This is a genomic window from Glutamicibacter sp. BW78, assembly GCF_002332245.1.
GTDB lineage: Bacteria > Actinomycetota > Actinomycetes > Actinomycetales > Micrococcaceae > Arthrobacter_H > Arthrobacter_H rhombi_A.
In genome coordinates this window covers 273,456-291,470 of the sequence record NZ_NRGU01000032.1, presented here as the reverse complement: position 1 = coordinate 291,470, position 18,015 = coordinate 273,456, and the positions used below count along the sequence as shown (strand labels likewise).

The 18,015-nt window shown below is 64.5% G+C and carries 15 protein-coding genes; 9 read left to right on the top strand and 6 right to left on the bottom strand.

Features of this window, described 5'->3' with window-relative positions:
- Window positions 1-52: 52 nt before the first annotated feature.
- From CIK75_RS10045 to CIK75_RS10035, 3 genes are read right to left on the bottom strand one after another with little or no spacing between them, the layout of a single operon-like run.
- Entirely contained in the window at window positions 53-1,567 is a 1,515-nt protein-coding gene (locus CIK75_RS10045) for a tripartite tricarboxylate transporter permease (protein WP_086996160.1), read from the bottom strand.
- 6 nt (window positions 1,568-1,573) lie between these two features.
- Complete coding sequence (locus CIK75_RS10040) at window positions 1,574-2,086, bottom strand: tripartite tricarboxylate transporter TctB family protein (RefSeq protein ID WP_086996157.1); 513 nt, start codon at window positions 2,084-2,086, stop codon at window positions 1,574-1,576.
- Window positions 2,083-3,111 carry a tripartite tricarboxylate transporter substrate-binding protein gene (locus CIK75_RS10035; RefSeq protein WP_086996154.1) on the bottom strand — a complete coding sequence of 343 codons (1,029 nt, stop codon included), beginning with the start codon at window positions 3,109-3,111 and terminating at the stop codon, window positions 2,083-2,085. Before CIK75_RS10035 ends, CIK75_RS10040 begins: the two co-directional genes overlap by 4 nt.
- 185 nt (window positions 3,112-3,296) lie before the next feature.
- Here CIK75_RS10035 and CIK75_RS10030 point away from each other — a divergent pair, with 185 nt between their 5' ends.
- The 9 genes from CIK75_RS10030 (at window position 3,297) to CIK75_RS09990 (ending at window position 13,193) form a co-directional block, all read left to right on the top strand.
- Window positions 3,297-5,123 (top strand): sensor histidine kinase, encoded by a 1,827-nt coding sequence (locus CIK75_RS10030; RefSeq protein WP_086996151.1) that lies wholly within the window; start codon window positions 3,297-3,299, stop codon window positions 5,121-5,123.
- Window positions 5,089-5,757 carry a response regulator gene (locus CIK75_RS10025; RefSeq protein ID WP_086996147.1) on the top strand — a complete coding sequence of 223 codons (669 nt, stop codon included), beginning with the start codon at window positions 5,089-5,091 and terminating at the stop codon, window positions 5,755-5,757. Before CIK75_RS10030 ends, CIK75_RS10025 begins: the two co-directional genes overlap by 35 nt.
- A gap of 267 nt (window positions 5,758-6,024) precedes the next feature.
- On the top strand, window positions 6,025-7,005 hold the full coding sequence (locus CIK75_RS10020) for a nuclease-related domain-containing protein (RefSeq protein WP_158225937.1): 981 nt from the start codon (window positions 6,025-6,027) through the stop codon (window positions 7,003-7,005).
- 313 nt (window positions 7,006-7,318) lie between these two features.
- On the top strand, window positions 7,319-7,555 hold the full coding sequence (locus tag CIK75_RS10015; protein WP_086996142.1) for a heavy metal-associated domain-containing protein: 237 nt from the start codon (window positions 7,319-7,321) through the stop codon (window positions 7,553-7,555).
- 35 nt (window positions 7,556-7,590) lie between these two features.
- A complete protein-coding gene (locus tag CIK75_RS10010) occupies window positions 7,591-9,597 on the top strand; it encodes a cation-translocating P-type ATPase (protein WP_086996139.1) in 2,007 nt (668 codons plus the stop codon).
- Window positions 9,598-9,695: 98 nt separating this feature from the next.
- The gene (locus tag CIK75_RS10005; protein ID WP_096224026.1) at window positions 9,696-9,908 is read left to right on the top strand and encodes a hypothetical protein; all 213 of its coding nucleotides are present in this window, start codon (window positions 9,696-9,698) and stop codon (window positions 9,906-9,908) included.
- 10 nt (window positions 9,909-9,918) lie between these two features.
- Window positions 9,919-11,997, top strand: a complete 2,079-nt coding sequence (locus CIK75_RS10000; RefSeq protein WP_096224024.1) for a heavy metal translocating P-type ATPase — start codon at window positions 9,919-9,921, stop codon at window positions 11,995-11,997.
- Window positions 11,998-12,124: 127 nt separating this feature from the next.
- Window positions 12,125-12,346 (top strand): heavy metal-associated domain-containing protein, encoded by a 222-nt coding sequence (locus CIK75_RS09995; protein WP_096224022.1) that lies wholly within the window; start codon window positions 12,125-12,127, stop codon window positions 12,344-12,346.
- A 163-nt stretch (window positions 12,347-12,509) separates the two neighbouring features.
- Window positions 12,510-13,193 carry a Crp/Fnr family transcriptional regulator gene (locus tag CIK75_RS09990; RefSeq protein WP_143413315.1) on the top strand — a complete coding sequence of 228 codons (684 nt, stop codon included), beginning with the start codon at window positions 12,510-12,512 and terminating at the stop codon, window positions 13,191-13,193.
- A gap of 27 nt (window positions 13,194-13,220) precedes the next feature.
- Here the strand turns inward: CIK75_RS09990 and CIK75_RS09985 are convergent, their stop codons facing one another.
- From CIK75_RS09985 to CIK75_RS09975, 3 genes are read right to left on the bottom strand one after another with little or no spacing between them, the layout of a single operon-like run.
- Complete coding sequence (locus CIK75_RS09985; protein ID WP_096224018.1) at window positions 13,221-14,252, bottom strand: LLM class flavin-dependent oxidoreductase; 1,032 nt, start codon at window positions 14,250-14,252, stop codon at window positions 13,221-13,223.
- Window positions 14,249-16,285 (bottom strand): ABC transporter ATP-binding protein, encoded by a 2,037-nt coding sequence (locus CIK75_RS09980; protein ID WP_096224016.1) that lies wholly within the window; start codon window positions 16,283-16,285, stop codon window positions 14,249-14,251. Before CIK75_RS09980 ends, CIK75_RS09985 begins: the two co-directional genes overlap by 4 nt.
- The gene (locus CIK75_RS09975; protein WP_096224014.1) at window positions 16,282-18,015 is read right to left on the bottom strand and encodes an ABC transporter ATP-binding protein; all 1,734 of its coding nucleotides are present in this window, start codon (window positions 18,013-18,015) and stop codon (window positions 16,282-16,284) included. Before CIK75_RS09975 ends, CIK75_RS09980 begins: the two co-directional genes overlap by 4 nt.

Below are 18,015 nucleotides of genomic sequence, written 5' to 3'. Positions count from 1 at the left end.
TTTGGCCAGGTGTGGGCAGTGCGGTCGTGGGTATCGGTCAATGCCCTCCTCCTTACTCGGCACCCACCTTGTCGGCGTCGCTCCGCTTCGGAAGGACTTTTGCCAGCACTGATGGCAGGACCAGCACGGCGACGGCGATCAGCAGCAGCACGACGGTGAGTGGACGGGTGGCGAAGACCGAGAAGTCACCATGGCTGATCGAGAGTGCACGTCGCATCTGGGTTTCCATCATGGGGCCGAGGATGGCCCCCAGAATGGCGGGAGCCACCGGGAAGTCGTAGACCCGCATGAAGAAGCCCGCGATGCCGATCGCGCAGACGATCAACACGTCGATCAGGCTGCTGGAGATGGAATACACCCCCAGGACGCCGAACACCAGGATGCCCGAGAAGAGCAGTTCCTTCGGTATTTCGAGGATCTTGATCCACACCTTGACCAGCGGCAGGTTGATGACCAGCAGCATGATGTTGCCGATGAATAACGAGGCGATCAGCGTCCAGACCAGGTCGGGCGAGGTCTCGAACAGCTGTGGTCCGGGTTGGATGTTGTAGATCTGGAAGGCCGACAGGATGATCGCTGCCGTCGCCGAGGTGGGGATGCCCAGCGTCAGCAGTGGCACCAGAACACCGGAGAAGGATGCGTTGTTGGCTGCTTCCGGCCCGGCGATGCCTTCGATGGCGCCCTTGCCGAACTCGTCCTTGTGCTTGGAGAGCCGCTTTTCCAGGTTATAGGACAGAAAGGTCGGCACCTCGGAGCCGCCAGTGGGCATGGAGCCGAAGATGAAACCGAGGAAGCCCCCGCGGATCCAGGGCTTCCACACCCGCTTGCGTTCGGCTTTGTTCAGCCAGATCCGACCCGAGAACTCAACCTTTTCCTCCTTCGCCACCTGGAGCCGCGCCAGCCCGTAGAGTGCCTCCCCGATCGCGAAGAGCCCAATCACCACGACGACGATGTCGACGCCCCCGAGCAGCTCCGGGGCGCCGAAGGTGAATCGCTGTTGCCCGGTCAGGAAGTCCAGCCCGATCAGTCCGACGAAAAGTCCCGCGAAGAGACTGATCATGCCCCGGATGATGGAGGTTCCCACCAGGGCGGTCACGGAGACGAAGGCGAGCACCATCAAGGCGAAGTAGTCGGTGGCTTGGAACGATTTGGCGAGGTTGGCCACCACTGGTGCCAGGAAGGTCAGACCCAGGGTGGAGATGATGCCGGCGAAGAAGGAGCCCATCACGGCCGTGGCCAGGGCGGGACCGGCACGTCCGGCCTTGGCCATCGGGTATCCGTCGATCGCCGTCGCCACCGACCCTGCCTCACCGGGGGTGTTGAGCAGAATGGACGTGATGGCCCCGCCATACAGGGACCCGTAGTAGATTCCCGCGAAAATGATCAGGGCGCCGGTGGGGTCGAAGCCATAGGTCAGTGGCAGCAGCAGGGACAGGGCCAGCGCGGGGCCGATTCCCGGTAGGACACCGACCAGGGTGCCGATGGTGACGCCGACGGCGGCAAAGAGCAGGTACTGCAGTTGAAAAGCATTGGCGAAGCCGTTCGCCAGTTCGGAGAAAGCATCCATGAGTGCTTAGCCCACCCCTTCCAATAGTCCGGCTGGCAGCCGCACGCCGAGCAATTCCGTGAAGCCGAGGTAGATGATGACGGAAAACAGGACGGCGACGATGATGTCGCGGATCCACTGGCGGCTTCCACCAATCCACGCAACCGCGAAGAAGAAGAGGACGGTCGCCAGGATGTAGCCCACGGGCTTGAGGATGACGGCGTAGATGACCAGACAGACGATGACGGTCCAGAGGGTTCGCCAGCGCGTCTCTGCGTGCCCTTCGTCGGCTTGCTCGCGCAGCGAATAGTCTGGTTTCACCGTCGTCCTGACCAGGAATGCCAAGCCGAAAACCACCAGACCGACACCCACGATGATGGGGAAGAAGCCTGGTTTCTGTGGTCCGAATCCGCCTCTGGAACCGATCTGGAAAGCCGTGACCAGGACCACCGAGGCGCCGATAACTATCACCGCGGCGGCGATCCTGGTTCCGAACTTCCCACGCGAGAGAAGCGCGGAGTCGGTGCTGCCCTGGGTCACTCGACGATCCCCAGATCCTTCAGGGTCTTGGAGATGTCCTGGTCTTCCTGCTCAAGGTAGTCCCCGAATTCGTCGCCGGTCATCAGGTAGTCCTCCCAGTTATTGGTTTCGAGGGTCTCCTGCCATTCGTCGGTATCCCGCATGTCCTCGATGGAGGAGACGACGGCGTCGCGTTGCTCATCGGAGATTTCCGGAGGCGCAACAACACCGCGCCAGTTGGCGATGGACACGTCGTACCCGGCATCGATGACGGTCGGGGCATCAACGCCATCGATGGGTTCCTCGCTGGAAACCGCCAGCAAACGCATTTCACCGGCATCCACCTGATCCGAGAACTCGGCCAGGCCGGAGGCCGCAACGGTGACATCTCCGGAAAGAATCGCCGGAGTCAGCTCGCCGCCCCCGGAGTAGGGGATGTAGTTGATCTTGTCCGGGTCGATATCGGCTGCTTCGGCCAACTGGGCCACCATGATCTGGTCCACACCGCCCACGGAGCCGCCACCCCAAGCGATACTGCCCGGATCGGCCTTGAAGTCCTTCATCAGCTGTTCAAAGGTCTCATACTTCGAATCAGCCGATACCGCAATGGCTTCATATTCGGCCGTCAGGCGGGCAATCGGCGTCGTGTTCCCCAGGTCCACCTGCGAATCGGTCTGCTCGATGGCGCCGACCAGGATCTTGCCGATGACCATCAGCTGGTGCGGGTCGCCGGCATTTTCGCCGACGAACTGTGTCAGGCCGATCGTCCCTGAACCGCCCGGGACGTTGTAGACGTCGCTGCCGTTGTCGGTCACGCCGCCTTCGGTCAGGGCCCGTCCGATCGAGCGGGCCGTCATGTCATAGCCGCCGCCCGGGTCGGCAGGGGCCATGATTTCGATGGCTTCCGTGGGGTAGTCGTCAGCAGCCTCGCCGCTACCACTTCCGCTGTTTCCGCTGCAGCTGGTCAGTGCCAACAACCCCACGGCGAATGGTGCGCCCCACTGGGCCAGCCGGCGTTTTCTGGAGACGTTCTTCGGTGTCTTCATGATGTTCGTCCTCTTCGATGCGGGTGCGATGTGTTGGCACGGCAGCCACTACTGCTGACGTGTCGAAGCCAACGCTATAGTGGTCCAGATCACTGTGGAGGCTTGTTCGACATACGGCGCATACTGCTCGTTGAATGGCTTCTGCTCATTCTGTTCACGCCATCCAAGCCCAAGGAGGGAGTGCGATGAGCCCGCGCACGGAACCCGTGGACCAGACCTGCCGCCCTGCCGCGCCCCTCCGGGATGAGCCTGCGCGGCCACGGCGGAAACCCTGGCGGGTCCACCTTCCGGGACGGAACTTTGCTGCCCAGACCCTGTTCCTGCAGCTCACCGTCGTTTTCCTCGTCGTCGTGGTCACCGCCTCGGTGCATGGGTGGCTGACCTATCAGCATTTGGGCCAAGAAGCTGAGCACCGGGCCCTCTCGGTCGCCCGGACCGTTGCGGCCTTCAGCGACGTCCGCGCCGAAGTCGCCGAGCTCACTGCCGCCAACATTGCCCAGGTGCCACATAGCAGGCTGTCCAACGGGCCCCTGGTCCCGCTGGCGAAGGATCTCCGCGCCCGCACCGGTGCCCTGTTCGTGGTGATCACCGATGATGAAGGCATCCGGCTCACCCACCCCAACCCCGAACAACTGGGACAGAAGGTCAGCACCGATCCGACGGAGGCGCTCAGCGGATACGAAGTCACCAATCAAGAGCGCGGAACCCTGGGTTTATCAGCCCGCGCGAAGGTCCCCATCTATGCCCCGGATTCGCAGACCACGGTGGTGGGTGAAGTCAGCGTGGGGTTCGCCATGGACGACATCCTGGCCAACCTCCGCAGCGATATTCTCCCGGTGGCGCTCACGGCCATCAGCGCCCTGGGAATCGGCGTCCTCGGATCCTGGCTGCTGGGACGGCGGTTGCGGCGACTCACGCTGGGGTTGGAACCCGAGGAAATCACGGCCCTCGTCCAGGACCAGGAAGCGGTCCTTCGGGGAGTGGACGAAGGGGTCATTGGTGTTTCCGCGGAGGGCCGGATCACCGTACTCAACGCGGAGGCCCATAGTCTTCTCGGGCTCGGTGCCGACGAGGATCCCGTCGGCAGCCTGCTGGACGAAGCAGGGTTGCCGGGCTCTCTCTCGCGGCTGGTGCAGGAAGCCGCCCCCACGTCCCCCTCCGTTGAACAAATGATCGATTCGCGGGTGTTGATCCTCAGCGCACGGGCCGTTCGGCGCCAGGGGCATGGCCAGGACCTCGGGACGGTCATCATGTTGCGTGACCGAACTCAGCTGCAGTCCCTCACGCGTCAGCTGCAGGCGGTCAGTGCCATGACAACGGCGCTGCGCGCACAACGGCACGAATTCGCCAATCGACTCCACACGGTCTCCGGACTGCTGGGCATTGGCGAACACCGGCAGGCGGAAGAGTATGTCGGCGGGATTCTCGCGACCGGACCGCTGAAATTCCCCATGGAACAGGCGGAACTGCTCACGGACCAATATCTGCGGGCCTTCATCGGCGCGAAAAGCGTTGAAGCCGCCGAACGTGGCATTCACCTGCGCATCGGACCGGAGACGAACGTGCGCGGCCGGGTGACGGCGGCCCATGACGTCACGACGGTCATTGGCAACCTCATCGACAATGCCATCCATGCTGCCGTGCACGGCAGCAACGCGGAACGCTGGGTCGAAGTGGAGGTCCTTGACGAGCTGACGGACGACGGCGGGACACTCCATTTGGTGGTGGCGGACTCCGGCGACGGCACGGCAGAGGCAGAACGTATTTTCGAGGGGGACTTCACGACGGCGGCGTCCACTCCCCTGGCGACGCATGGGCAGGGGGTCGGGCTCCCCTTATGCCGGCAGATCGCCCGCGACCGCGGCGGAGAAGTCTGGCTTGCCGAGGAGGGTAGCCCGGGCGGCCCGGGAGCCGTGTTCTGTGCTCGGCTTCCCGGTACCGTGGAGCATAAGAAGACCCCACCGTTGGAAGGATGGCATGAGCAAGGATCTGCGCGTACTCATCGTCGATGATGACTTCCATGTGGCCAAGCTCCACGCCACCTACGTGAATACGGTTCCCGGGTTCACCGCTTTGGACCCCGTCGGAACCGCGGATCAGGCACGGCTGGCTGTAGCCGCCCAACATCCCGATCTCGTGTTGCTGGACGTCTACCTTCCGGATGCTCTGGGCCTGGACCTCCTACAGACGCTGGACACCGATGTCTTCATCCTCAGCGCCGCAGCGGAGGCATCCTCCGTGCGGCAGGCGATACGTCGCGGTGCCATCGGGTATTTGATCAAGCCCTTTGCCGCCGAGCAGTTGAGTCAACGGCTCCGCGGCTACGCGCGCTATCGGCGCCTCCTGACAGGAAATCAGGGTGTTGATCAGGACACGATTGAACGCGCCATCCGTTCCTTGAGCCCCACCATGGGAGCAGGGCCCAGCCACGCACGGAGTGCAACGGAGGCTGCCGTGCTGGAGGCGTTGGAACCCGGCCGGCAATGTTCCACCATCGCCGTGGCCCAACAAGTCGGCGTATCCCGGGCCACCGCCCAGCGGTACCTCTCCGCGCTGGTGGAAGACGGAACAGTCGAGATCCATTTGCAGTATGGCAACACCGGGCGTCCCGAACACCGCTACGCCCGCACTGAATTCGGCGTGTGAGGATACCCACTTCGTGTTGATCCGACTCTCCCCGGAGTTCGAACGGCTCACGGGGGTCAGTTACGAAACTGGTTCAAGGGGGACGCTTCTAAATCCGTATCTGCGGCTCGCGCTGCGAACGGAGTAGCGGCCAAACCGTGGGTGTCCTCGTGTTGTACTGTTCCCATGCTGTCAACGTTGATCTGGTTCCTCGTCCTAGCCGTCATTGTCTTAGTCGGCCTATTCATTTTAACTGCTCGGCGGCATAAACGGGACTTGGCGAGTGCCATGGCGCAACGGACCCAGGAACATCTCGTCCATGCGAACGAGCGGGATCGTCTGGGTCAGTCCCTTCAGACAACGCGGAAGCAGTCTGCGGCTGAGCGCGATCGGCTAGAACGGTCACTTGCCTCAAGCCACGAGAACGATGTGATGCGGCTGAATGAGCTTCACAACGCCAAGATCACCGAGAGCGAATCCAGCAACGAACTTCTGAAGCGACAGCTGGATGACGCGCGAGAGTTCTTCCGAAAAGGCATGAAATGGGACCTGGCTTCCCGAAATGCCATCGTCAGTATTTGCCGGTCCCTGTCCGTCAGCGGATTCCTTGCAACCAACGTGGTCTTTGACCCGTCGGCGACTAGCAAGACCGAACACTTTGCGGCACAAATCGACCATGTTCTTGTCACCGACTCATTCGTCCTGATCATCGAGAACAAGCGCTGGAAAGGCCTCGTTTTTGCCGATAAGCACCCCAGCGCGGTGAGCCCCCACTTCCAGCATCTGGTTGATGAATCCGACCTCCAAGATCACTTCGCCGTGCAAATCGTGCCAGACAGCAGCGCGAGAACTCTCCTGACCGTGCGGACTCATCCACAGCCTGACGCCCCGTGCCGCCAAGTTCGAAAACAGGCCATGCGGCTTCGCGATTTCTTCATGTCGAAGCTAGAAGACAGTCCATGGATCGAGACCTCGGTTTTCTACTCGCATCCAGACTTCCATTTCGAAGGAGGGCGAACATGCGCCGCCAACGGTCGCACCCCAACAAGAATCGCTGCTGGATCACAGGAGCTGCATTCTGTCATCGGCAGCATTTTGCAGGACCGCCACTCCCAGAAAGTTCCCGTCCAGACCAGTCGAATCGGAACCGTATTGAAGGAGTACGGAGCCGACATCGTCGGTTTTGGGCAGTATAAGGAACGTTGGGGTAAGCCTCTCCTGCCGACACAGCAGTTGAACGCCCAACGTTCACAACAGCGGTCCGACTAAATCAAGCCGGGGTGTTCTATTCGCTTCTGATCGCTGGCGTACTGCCTTGATGAACACAGCCGTCACCGGCACGTCTGTCGGGGTGGCCTCTTCAAGAGCACCAACCATTTGGACAGCGTTGACAGCCTCGACGTCTGCGGACTGCGGACGGTAAGTGCCCGTTCACAAGCCCACTTAGCGGAATTGACCCACGTCAAGGAACCGCGAACCGTCGCTGGATAGTCTCAAAGCATCAACACAGACTTCGGCGCCCCCCACCGGCGCCGGGCACTGGCAGATCGCCAGCGCATCACAGACGAAGGGAGTCACCAAAATGACCACCGCCGGAACCACCACCCACACCCTCCTCCGCGCAGAGGGCTTCTCCTGCCCCTCCTGCGTCAGCAAGATCGAAAAGCAGGTCGGCAAGCTCACCGGCGTGGAGAACGTGAAGGTCCACTTCGCCTCAGCCCGCATCGAGGTTGACCACGATGAGAGCAAGACCAGCGTCGACGACATCGTCGCCGTGATCGCCAAGGCCGGCTACCAGGCCGCCCCCTCGGCCTTCTAGCCAGACTCCCCCTCGAGCAGAAAGGTTGTGCCACGGTGAACAGGTTCCAGAAATGGCTTCACGGTAGCTGGTCCATCCCGGTCGCCTCCGGCATCCTCATCCTCATGTCCTTCGCCCTGCAGTACCTCGGCGCCGGAATGTGGAATCGTGCGGTGAGCCCGCAATGGTGGATCGACGCCGGTGAACATGCCACCAGCACCGCAGAGGTCTTCACCCTGGCAGACACCTTCATGCTCGCCGCCGCAGTGGTGGCCGGCTACAACATCGTCATCAAGGGCGTCCGGGCGCTGACCGCCAAGCTCATCGGCATCGACCTGCTCGTCTCGATCGCCGCGATCGGCGCCGTCATCATCGGCAACTTCTGGGAAGCCGCCGCCGTCACCTTCCTGTTCGCCATCGGCCACGCCCTCGAGGCGGCCACCATGAACAAGACCCGTTCGGCGCTGGCCGAACTGGTCGCCGTCGCCCCCGACGTCGCCATCGTGTTGCGCGATGGTGAACAGCAGGAGGTTCCCGCCCACCAGGTCCGGATGGGCGAGATCGTGCTGGTGAAGAACGGCGCGAAGATCCCCGTGGACGGCCAGGTCGTCTCGGGTACCGGTGCCATCGACGAAGCCTCCATCACCGGGGAATCGCTCCCGGTGGAGAAGACCACATCGGATCATGTCTTCGCCGGAACCGTCTCCCGCGGCGGATTCCTGCAGGTTCTGGCCACGGGCATCGGCGCGGACACCACCCTGGCCCGCATCATCCACCGCGTGGAGGAGGCCCAGGACGCCAAGGCCAAGACCCAGGCCTTCATGGACCGCTTCTCCTCCTGGTACACCCCCGGCGTCATGGTCCTGGCCCTGGTGGCAGGCCTCATCAGCGGCGACGTGGTCCTGGCCCTGACCCTTTTGGTCATCGGCTGCCCCGGCGCCCTGGTCATCTCCATCCCCGTCGCGATCGTCGCCGGCATCGGCCGCGCCGCCCGCAACGGCATCCTCATCAAGGGTGGCGAATATCTGGAGACCTCCGCGAAGATCTCGGCGGTTGCCGTGGACAAGACCGGTACCCTCACCGAGGGTCGTCCGCAGCTGACCGACGTCGTCGTCCTGGATCCGGGGCTGGATCGCACCGAGGTGCTGCGGTGGGCCGCTGCCGCCGAGGCCGGTTCCGAGCACCCGCTGGCCCGCACCATCATGGATTCCGCCCGCGACGAAGGCGTGGGCCCCGAGGGCATCCCCGGAGAGGTGACGCCGGTCCCTGGCAAGGGCATCGTGTCCGACGTGGACGGCCAGCGGGTACTGATCGGCAACCCGGCGTTGCTGGAGCAATACGGCATCACCAACGACGCCGGATCCTCCGATGCGGCCGAGCAACTCGCCGCGGCGGGCAAGACCCCGATGATCGTCGCCGTCGATGGCCGGGTGATCGGTATCGTCGCCGTCGCCGACCAGATCCGCGAGGACTCCGCCGAGATGGTTGCCCGGTTGCATGCGGCCGGCGTGAAGAAGGTCGTCATGCTCACCGGTGACACGCGGTTGGTGGCCGAATCCATCGGCCAGGCCACCGGCATCGACGAGATCCATGCGTCCATGCTGCCCGAGGACAAGCTCGACGCGGTGGCGAAGCTGCAGCGCGAGGGGCATACGGTGGCCATGGTCGGTGACGGGGTGAATGACGCCCCGGCCTTGGCGATCGCCGACATCGGCGTGGCCATGGGCGCCGCCGGTTCGGCGGTGGCCGTGGAGACGGCGGATATCGCCCTGATGGGTGACAACCTGCTCAAGCTGCCCGAATCCATCAGTCTGGCCAAGCGGACGGTGAACGTGATGAAGCAGAACATAGCGATCTCGCTGATCACCGTGGTGCTGCTGGTGGCCGGCGTCTTCGCCGGCGGGGTCACCATGTCCCTCGGCATGCTCGTCCACGAGGGGTCCGTGCTGGTGGTCATCCTCAACGCGATGCGCTTGATGCGCAACGCCCCAGGGGCCACGTCGATGTCGAAGTCGCTGCGCACCCCGGCCAAGCGCGGGGCCTCCGAAGTCGTGGACGCCTAGGCACGGCAGCAACGCCAGGGAGGCGCCGATCGCGGGTACGCGCGGTCGGCGCCTGAACACGGTCCATCAATTTTCATGAGCCAACAGGAGGAATGCAGATGTCCACGGCACTGGTTGTCAACGACGACGGCGGACCCGAAACCCAGGAGCTCGGTGGAGCGGGAATACAACGGACCCCCGAGGCGCTGGAGAAGATCACCGACGTGATCAAATACGGACTCGTCGACCCGCACGTTCGCGCACGCTTTAGTCTGGCTGATGCGCAGAACGCAGTGGCCGCCGTCGAAGCTGTCATCTGGCAGGAAAGGTAGTGGTGGAACCATGACCGAACCGCACGAGGAACACCAGGACCACGCCGGGCACGGAGACCATGGGGGTCACGAGGGCCATGCCGGGCATGGCCCCGGCATGTTCCGGACGCCTTTCTGGGTCACCCTCGTGTTGTCCATCCCGGTGGTCTGGCTCAGCCCGCTGGTCGCGTCGCTACTGGGTTACCAGGTCCCCGAGTTTCCGCTCTCGCAGTGGGTCGCCCCGGTCTTGGGGACGTTCATCTACTTCTACGGTGGTGCCCCGTTCCTGAAGGGCGGCGTCCAGGAAATCCGCTCACGCCAACCGGGCATGATGCTGCTGATCGCGATGGCCATCACGGTGGCCTTCCTGGCCTCCTGGATCACTTTCCTGGGCATCGGCGGCTTCAGCCTCGACTTCTGGTGGGAATTGGCCCTGCTGGTGGTCGTGATGCTGTTGGGGCACTGGATGGAGATGCGCGCCCTGGGCTCGGCCTCCTCGGCCCTGGATGCCCTGGCCGAACTGCTCCCCGACGAGGCGGAGCGGATTCCCGAGGACGGCGGGGACCCCGTCATGGTGTCCATCTCGGAGCTGACGGTCGGGGATATCGTCCTGGTGCGCTCCGGTGCCCGGGTGCCGGCCGACGGCGTCATCACCGACGGCAGCGCCGGCTTCGACGAGTCGATGATCACCGGCGAATCACGCACCGTGAGCCGCGGATCGGGTGAGACCGTCGTTGCCGGAACGGTCGCCACCGATAATTCCGTGCGCCTGCGCGTCGAGGCCCTCGGCGAGGATACGACCCTCTCGGGGATCCAACGGATGGTTGCGGAGGCCCAGGAGTCCAGCTCCCGCGCCCAGGCCCTGGCTGACCGTGCGGCGGCGTTGCTGTTCTGGTTCGCACTGGGGGCCGCGATCATCACCGCGCTCGTCTGGGTGGCCATCGGGCAACCCTCCGATGCGGTCACCCGCACCGTCACCGTCCTGGTCATTGCCTGCCCGCATGCCCTGGGCTTGGCGATCCCGCTGGTCATCGCCATCTCCACCGAGCGGGCCGCCACGGCAGGGGTGTTGATCAAGAACCGGCTGGCGTTGGAGAAGATGCGCACCGTCGACGTCGTCCTCTTCGACAAGACCGGCACCCTCACCGAGGGCGCCCATGCCGTCACCGGCACCGCAACCACCGGGGACGTCTCAGCGGATGAACTGCTCCGGTGGGCTGCCGCGGCGGAGTCCGAATCCGAGCATCCCGTGGCCCGCGCCATCACCGCAGCTTCCCAGGAGGAGGGGCCCGGAAACCAACCACCGCTGACAGCGACCAGCTTCCAGTCGGCTGCCGGACGCGGGGTGAAGGCAGAGGTCGACGGCGTCGAGGTGCAGGTCGGTGGGCCGAACATGCTGCGCGAGCTGGATCTGGAACCCACCGGCCAGCTCCGTGAGGACGTTGCCGGATGGATCGACCGGGGAGCCTCCGTCCTGCACGTGGTCCGCGGCGGAGAAATCATCGGCGCCATCGCCCTGGAAGACCGGGTACGGCAGGAGTCACGCGAGGCGGTCGAGGCGCTGCGCTCACGCGGCGTGAAGGTCGCCCTGATCACCGGTGACGCCCAGCAGGTGGCCGATGCCGTGGCCCGGGATCTGGGCATCGACGAGGTGTTCGCCGAGGTCCTGCCGAGGGACAAGGACGCCAAGGTCACCGAACTGCAGCAGCGCGGTCTCAGCGTGGCCATGGTCGGCGACGGCGTCAACGACGCCCCGGCACTGGCCCGTGCCGAGGTGGGCATCGCGATCGGGGCCGGTACCGACATTGCGGTGGAATCCGCCGGCGTGGTTCTGGCCGGCAACGACCCACGCTCGGTGGTGTCCCTGCTGGTCCTCTCCCGGGCCAGCTACCGCAAGATGCTGCAGAACCTCTGGTGGGCAGGAGGCTACAACATCATCGCCGTGCCTCTGGCAGCCGGTGTCCTGGCACCCATCGGGTTCGTCCTCTCCCCCGCGGTCGGCGCCGTCCTGATGTCCCTGTCCACGATCATCGTGGCACTGAACGCCCAGTTGCTCCGCCGCGTGGAGCTGTCCCCGGAGAACGTGGCCGGCACCCACACCGTCCGGTGACGGCCCGATGGCGGTGGCCCCGGCTGGTCGCCATGGACCGCCTTGACACATATCAAGGCGGTCCCAGCCGATCCAGGGTGGAATAGGAGGACCCACGGAGGGAACCATTCTTCAGGAGGCAGCCATCATGTACACCGCATCTTTCCGTACCCAACCCTTCACCACCCCCGCGTGCATCCAGGACATTGAAAGCAGCCTGGCAGAGAAGGACGGAATCGTCTCGGCAGTGGTGGATTTCACCGAGAACAAGGTCAACGTCGAGTACGACAGCATGAAGACCAATGTCGAAAAGATCGCCGATCTGATCACCAAGCTGGGCTACCCGGTGCTCTCCACGAAGGTCAGCTAGCTGCTCCCGGCAGTGGCTCCACGAACCAGGCGGGTGCATCTGCCTCTGCGCCTCAAGAGACCTAGACTGGGTCCAACAGCGCCGACAGCCGATCACGCCGTCGCAGACTAATTCGTTGAAGGAGCCGGTACACGATGACAAGGCAAGGGTCGGTGGCCCCCTAGTGACCACGACACCTACAGGTCACGACCATCGGGACCAGTGTGTGGCGCTGGTCCCCATCTTCGCGCACCTGGATCCCGACGAACAGCATGAGATTGCCTCCCGGGCGCGGCAGCGGAAGTACCGTCGGGGTGAGCTGCTCTACTCCCCCGGGGACGAGGACCGCTCCCTGATGATCGTGCACCGCGGGAAGGTCAAGACCTACCGTGGCAGCGAATCAGGCCACGAACAGATCCTGCGGGTCCTGGAACCGGGCAGCTTCATCGGCGAGACCGCCTTCCTGCATGCCGGGCAGGCGGATCACTACGCGTTGGCGTTGGAGGACGCGGAAATCTGCTCTCTGCACCACGAGGACATCCGCGGGTTTTTGGTCAGCTACCCGACGATTGCGCTGAAGATGCTCGAAACCGTCACCGAACGGCTCGAGCAGACCGAACGGACGCTTAGTTCCTATACGGGCGAGGATGCCGGATCCCGGCTCGCCGGATACCTGCTGGAGAACGCCGACCCGGCCACCGGCCTCTTGAACCTGCCGATGTCCAAACGGGATCTCGCCTCGCTGTTGGGCACCACCCCGGAGACACTCAGCCGGCGGCTGGCCTCCTTCACCGACTCCGGGTGGATCAACCAGTCTTCCGGCGGACGGATCCACGTCCTGGACCGGGGAGCCCTGGCCCGGGCCTGAACCGGCCGCGGGCCACCGTGCTGGTTCTTAGGGCTTCAGGTCGAAGGCCTCGGCGAGCAGCGCATGCGACGTCATCTGCGCTTGGCGGTCCGTCATCATGTTCATCGCCATCAACTCATCAACCTGTCCGGCTTCGGCGAGCTGCATCAACCGGTCCTTCACCCGTTGAGGGCTGCCCACGATGAAGCGCCCTTCCGAGCCGGCCCGTGCCTGTTCCTCCGCTGCGGTGTACCGGTGGGTTGCCGCCTCCTCCAACGTCGGCGGGGCGTGGTGGATCTGTCCGGTCCCCCAACGCGCCCACTGCAATTCGGCGGGTCCTGCCAGATACTGCGCTTCCTCGTCGGTCTCGGCACAGACCACGATGGTCGACAGGATGGAATAGGGCTGAGCCAGATACTTCGACGGCTGGAAAGCCTCCCGGTAGGCGCGCAGCACCGGAATCGCCATCTCCGGGTTGATCTGCCCGGCGAAGGCGAAGCCCATGCCCAGTTGCGAGGCGATCCGCATGCCCCCATCGCTGGACCCGAGCATGTACAGGTCCGGGCGCAGGGAGGTTGCCGGGGACGGGGTGATGTCCTGATACGGGTGGTCGTCGGGGAAATCCCGGTCAAAGAACGCCAGCACCTCGAGCAGCAGGTTCATCAGCCCCTGGCCGGTCAGTGGCTCCTGGCTGTTGCGGAGTGCGGCGTTGGTCATCGCACTGGTCCCCGAGGCCCGGCCCATCCCCAGGTCGATCCGACCTGGGTGCAGCGCCTCGAGGATCGAGAAGTTCTCCACCACGCGCAACGGGCTATGGTTGGGCAACATGACCCCACCGGAGCCGACCCGGATGTTCTTCGTCAGCGCCGCGGCATGGGCAATCAACAGGTCAGGCGAGGTGGACATCTGGTGTTTGCTGCTGTGGTGCTCGGTGAACCACAACCGCGTGAAGCCCAGCTCATCAGCCTGTTGGGCCGCCTCGGTCGCATGCCGCAAGGCCTGTTCGGCCGATTCGCCGTTATACAGTCCGACGCCCTCCAGGATGGAGAGCTTCATTTTGGGGGTGGGTGTCTGGTTCATTCCGGACCTCCTGGTGTGGTGGCGGCATCCGCCGGGTCCTCCAGCGTCTCATCGTCCATGGGGGCGTCGACTTCGGCGTTGGTCAGCCGCCAGTAGGCGCCGCGGGCGGCCAGCAGTTCGTGGTGGTTGCCTTGTTCGACGATGGCCCCGTCCTTCATGACCAGGATCAGGTCAGCGTCGCGGATGGTGGAGAGCCGGTGGGCGATCACGAACGCCGTGCGGTCTTCACGCAGCTTGAGCATGGCCCGCTGGATGAGTAGCTCGGTGCGGGTATCCACCGAAGAGGTCGCCTCATCCAGGATCAGCAGCCGCGGATCGGCCAGGAACGCCCGGGCGATGGTCACCAGTTGGCGTTCGCCCACGCTGAGGTTGGTGGCCTCGTCGTCGAGCACCGTCTCATAACCATCGGGGAGCGCGTGCACGAAGCGGTCCACATAGGCTGCCGAGGCCGCCTGAACCATGTCCTCCTCGCTCGCGTCGGGCCGACCATACATGATGTTCTCGCGGATGGTTCCGGCGAATAGCCACGTATCCTGCAGCACCATCCCGGTCCGGGCCCGCAGATCGTGCCGGGTCATCGACCGCGTTTCGACGGCGTCGGATCCGTCCTCGGCGCAGCCCAGGCTGATCGACCCGGAGTCGATATCGTAGAACCGCATGATGAGGTTGACCAGAGTGGTTTTCCCGGCGCCGGTGGGCCCGACGATGGCCACGGTGCTGCCGGGGCTGGCCGTGAGGTTCAGCCCATCGATCAGCGGGGTGTCGGCGTCGTAGCGGAAGGACACGTCCGTGAACTCCAGGTGGCTGGCCCGTTCGGGCACGGTATCCGCGGGATCGGCTTCGGGGCTTTGTTCTTCCTCGTCGAGCAGCTCGAACACCCGCTCGGCGCTGGCCACCCCCGATTGGAGCAGGTTCGCCATCGAGCCGAGTTGGCTCAGCGGCTGGGTGAACTGCCGGGCGTACTGGGTGAAGGCCTGCACGTCACCGATGGACAGCTGGCCGGAGGCCACCCGCAGGCCGCCGACGACGGCGATGGCCACATAGACGAGGTTTCCGATGAAGGTCATGCTGGGCATGATGATTCCGGAGACGAACTGGGCGCCGAAGCTGGCCCGGTAGACCTTCGCATTCTCTTCACGGAAGGCCTGCTCGACCTCCTGCTGGTGGCCGAAGACCTTGACGATGGCGTGCCCGGAGTAGGTTTCCTCGACCCGGGCGTTCAGGATGCCTGTCTGCTTCCACTGTTCGGCGAACATCCGCTGCGACCTTCTGGCCACCAGCACGGTGATCAGGATGGTCAGCGGGATCGTCACCAGGGCGATGAAGGCCAGGGTCGGCGAAATCAGGAACATCATCAGCAGCACGCCGATCACCGTCAGCAGGGAGGTGATGACCTGCGAAAGGGTCTGCTGCAGAGATTGGCCGATATTATCGACGTCGTTCGTGACCCGAGAGAGTAGTTCACCGCGTTGGACGCGATCGAAGTAGCGCAGCGGCAGCCGGTGGAGCTTGTCTTCGACTTGGACCCGCAGCCGGTGGGCCACCCGCTGGACGACGACGTTGAGGATGCGGGCTTGCACCAGCCGGAAGGCGCTGCCGAAAAGGTAAACCGCCAGGACCACCGCCAGGATCATGCCCAGCTGGGTGAAGTCGATCCCTGCTCCGGGGACGAAGTCCATCGACCGGAGCATGTCGGCCTGCGTGGTCTGTCCGTTGGCCACGAGTTGGTTCACGACGTCGGCCTTGCTGGTGCCTGCGGGGAAGCGCAGGGAAATGAACCCGGCGAAGACGACATTGGTGCCCTCGCCCAACAGTTTGGGGCCGATGACGGTCAGCCCGACGCTGATGACCCCGAGGATGATGACCCACACGATCCTGGACATGTCCTGCCGCAGGGTGCCCAGCAGTCGTTTCGCCGAGGGAAAGAAGTTCAGCGCCTTCGCTGTGGGGGCCCCGCCGCCGGCCGGTCCCCGCCCCATGGGTCCGCTCCGGGGTGCCGGTGCCGGCTGGGCCGCTGCCTGGTGCCCGCTCATGATGCCGCCTCCACGCTCTGCTGGGATTCGACGATCTCGCGGTAGGTTTCGCAGCTGTCCAGCAGCTGCTCGTGCGGCCCTGTCCCGACGACCTCGCCGTGGTCGAGCACGATGATCTGGTCGGCGTCGCGGATGGTACTGACCCGTTGGGCGACCACGATGCGGGTCGCCTCAGGCAGTTCGGCGTCCAGCGCCCGGCGCAGTGCGGCGTCGGTGGCCACATCCAGGGCTGAGAAGGAGTCGTCGAAGATGTAGATCTCTGGGCGTTTAACCAGGGCCCGGGCGATCGCCAGACGCTGGCGTTGCCCGCCGGAGACGTTCGTGCCTCCCTGCGCGATCTCCGTGTCCAAGCCCAGCGGTTTGGCTTCGACGAAGTCGCGGGCCTGGGCGATCTCCAGGGCCTGCCAGAGCTCCTCGTCGGTGGCCTGCCGGTTGCCGTAGCGCAGGTTCGAGGCGATGGTCCCGGAAAACAGGAAGGCCCGTTGCGGGATCAGCCCGATCCGTTCCCACAGCTCATCCGGGTCGAGGCCGCGCACATCGGCGTCGTCCACGGACACGGTGCCGCCGGTGACGTCGAAGAGCCGTGGCACCAGACCGATGAGGGTTGATTTGCCGGCACCGGTGGAGCCGATGATCGCCGTCGTCGTTCCCGGGGCCACGGTGAAGGAGATGTCCTTCAGCACCGGTTGGTCTGCTCCGGGGTAGGTGAATTCCACATGCTCGAAGGCGACCGTGCCGGTGCGCCGGCCCGGGCTGACCGGTTCGGCGGGGGCGAGCACTGAGGTGTCGGTGTCCAGCACGTCGGCGATGCGGGTGGCGCTGACGGCCGCGCGAGGGATCATCACGAACATGAGGGCGGCCATCATCACGCCCATGAGGATCTGCATCATGTATTGGAGGAAGGCGAAGAGGGTGCCGATCTGGGCGTTGCCGTCTTGCACCTCGGAGGCACCGAACCAGATGACCGCGACGCTGGAGACGTTCATGACCAGCATGATCGCCGGCATCATCAGGGCCATCAGGTTGCCTGCGCGGATGCCGACCTCGGCCACGCCCTCGCTGGCCGTCCCGAAGCGGGCACGCTCCTCCTTTTCGCGGACGAAGGCGCGGATCACCCGGATGCCGGTGAGTTGTTCGCGCATGATCTGGTTCAACCGGTCGATCCGCTGCTGCATCAGTTGGAAGGCAGGCACCATGCGCACGATGACCAGGCCCACGATGAGCAGCAGGACCGGGATGCTCACGATCATCAGCCAGGACAGCCCGACGTCCTGCCGCACGGCCATGATGACCCCGCCGATGGCGAGCATGGGGGCGGAGACCATCAGCGTGGAGGTCATCTGCACCATCCGCTGGACCTGTTGGACGTCATTGGTGTTGCGGGTGATCAGCGACGGCGCCCCGAAGTGTCCGACCTCGCGTTGGGAGAAGCCGACCACGCGGTGGAAGAGCCCATCGCGGAGGTCCCGGCCCATCCCCATCGCGAGTTTTGAGCCGAAGTACACGGCGACGATGGCGCAGACGACCTGGACCAGCGTGACGGCGAGCATCATCGCGCCGGTGGACCAGATATAGCCGATATCGCCGGTGACCACCCCCTGGTCGATGATGTCGGCGTTCATGGTGGGAAGCAGCAGCGAGGCGAAGGACTGCGCCAGTTGGAAGACCAGTACCCCGACCAGCAGCGGCCAGGCGGGTTTGATGTAGCGGACCATGAGTTTCCAGAGCAT

Excerpts from the sequence above, each read along its gene's own strand:
- CIK75_RS09995 (WP_096224022.1), top strand. The coding sequence starts at position 12,125 with ATGTACACCGCATCTTTCCGTACCCAACCCTTCACCACCCCCGCGTGC.
- CIK75_RS09975 (WP_096224014.1), bottom strand. The coding sequence starts at position 18,015 with ATGCTCTGGAAACTCATGGTCCGCTACATCAAACCCGCCTGGCCGCTG.
- CIK75_RS10015 (WP_086996142.1), top strand. The coding sequence starts at position 7,319 with ATGACCACCGCCGGAACCACCACCCACACCCTCCTCCGCGCAGAGGGC.
- CIK75_RS10035 (WP_086996154.1), bottom strand. The coding sequence starts at position 3,111 with ATGAAGACACCGAAGAACGTCTCCAGAAAACGCCGGCTGGCCCAGTGG.
- CIK75_RS10025 (WP_086996147.1), top strand. The coding sequence starts at position 5,089 with ATGAGCAAGGATCTGCGCGTACTCATCGTCGATGATGACTTCCATGTG.
- CIK75_RS10005 (WP_096224026.1), top strand. The coding sequence starts at position 9,696 with ATGTCCACGGCACTGGTTGTCAACGACGACGGCGGACCCGAAACCCAG.
- CIK75_RS10000 (WP_096224024.1), top strand. The coding sequence starts at position 9,919 with ATGACCGAACCGCACGAGGAACACCAGGACCACGCCGGGCACGGAGAC.
- CIK75_RS09980 (WP_096224016.1), bottom strand. The coding sequence starts at position 16,285 with ATGAGCGGGCACCAGGCAGCGGCCCAGCCGGCACCGGCACCCCGGAGC.
- CIK75_RS10030 (WP_086996151.1), top strand. The coding sequence starts at position 3,297 with ATGAGCCCGCGCACGGAACCCGTGGACCAGACCTGCCGCCCTGCCGCG.
- CIK75_RS09985 (WP_096224018.1), bottom strand. The coding sequence starts at position 14,252 with ATGAACCAGACACCCACCCCCAAAATGAAGCTCTCCATCCTGGAGGGC.
- CIK75_RS10020 (WP_158225937.1), top strand. The coding sequence starts at position 6,025 with ATGGCGCAACGGACCCAGGAACATCTCGTCCATGCGAACGAGCGGGAT.
- CIK75_RS10045 (WP_086996160.1), bottom strand. The coding sequence starts at position 1,567 with ATGGATGCTTTCTCCGAACTGGCGAACGGCTTCGCCAATGCTTTTCAA.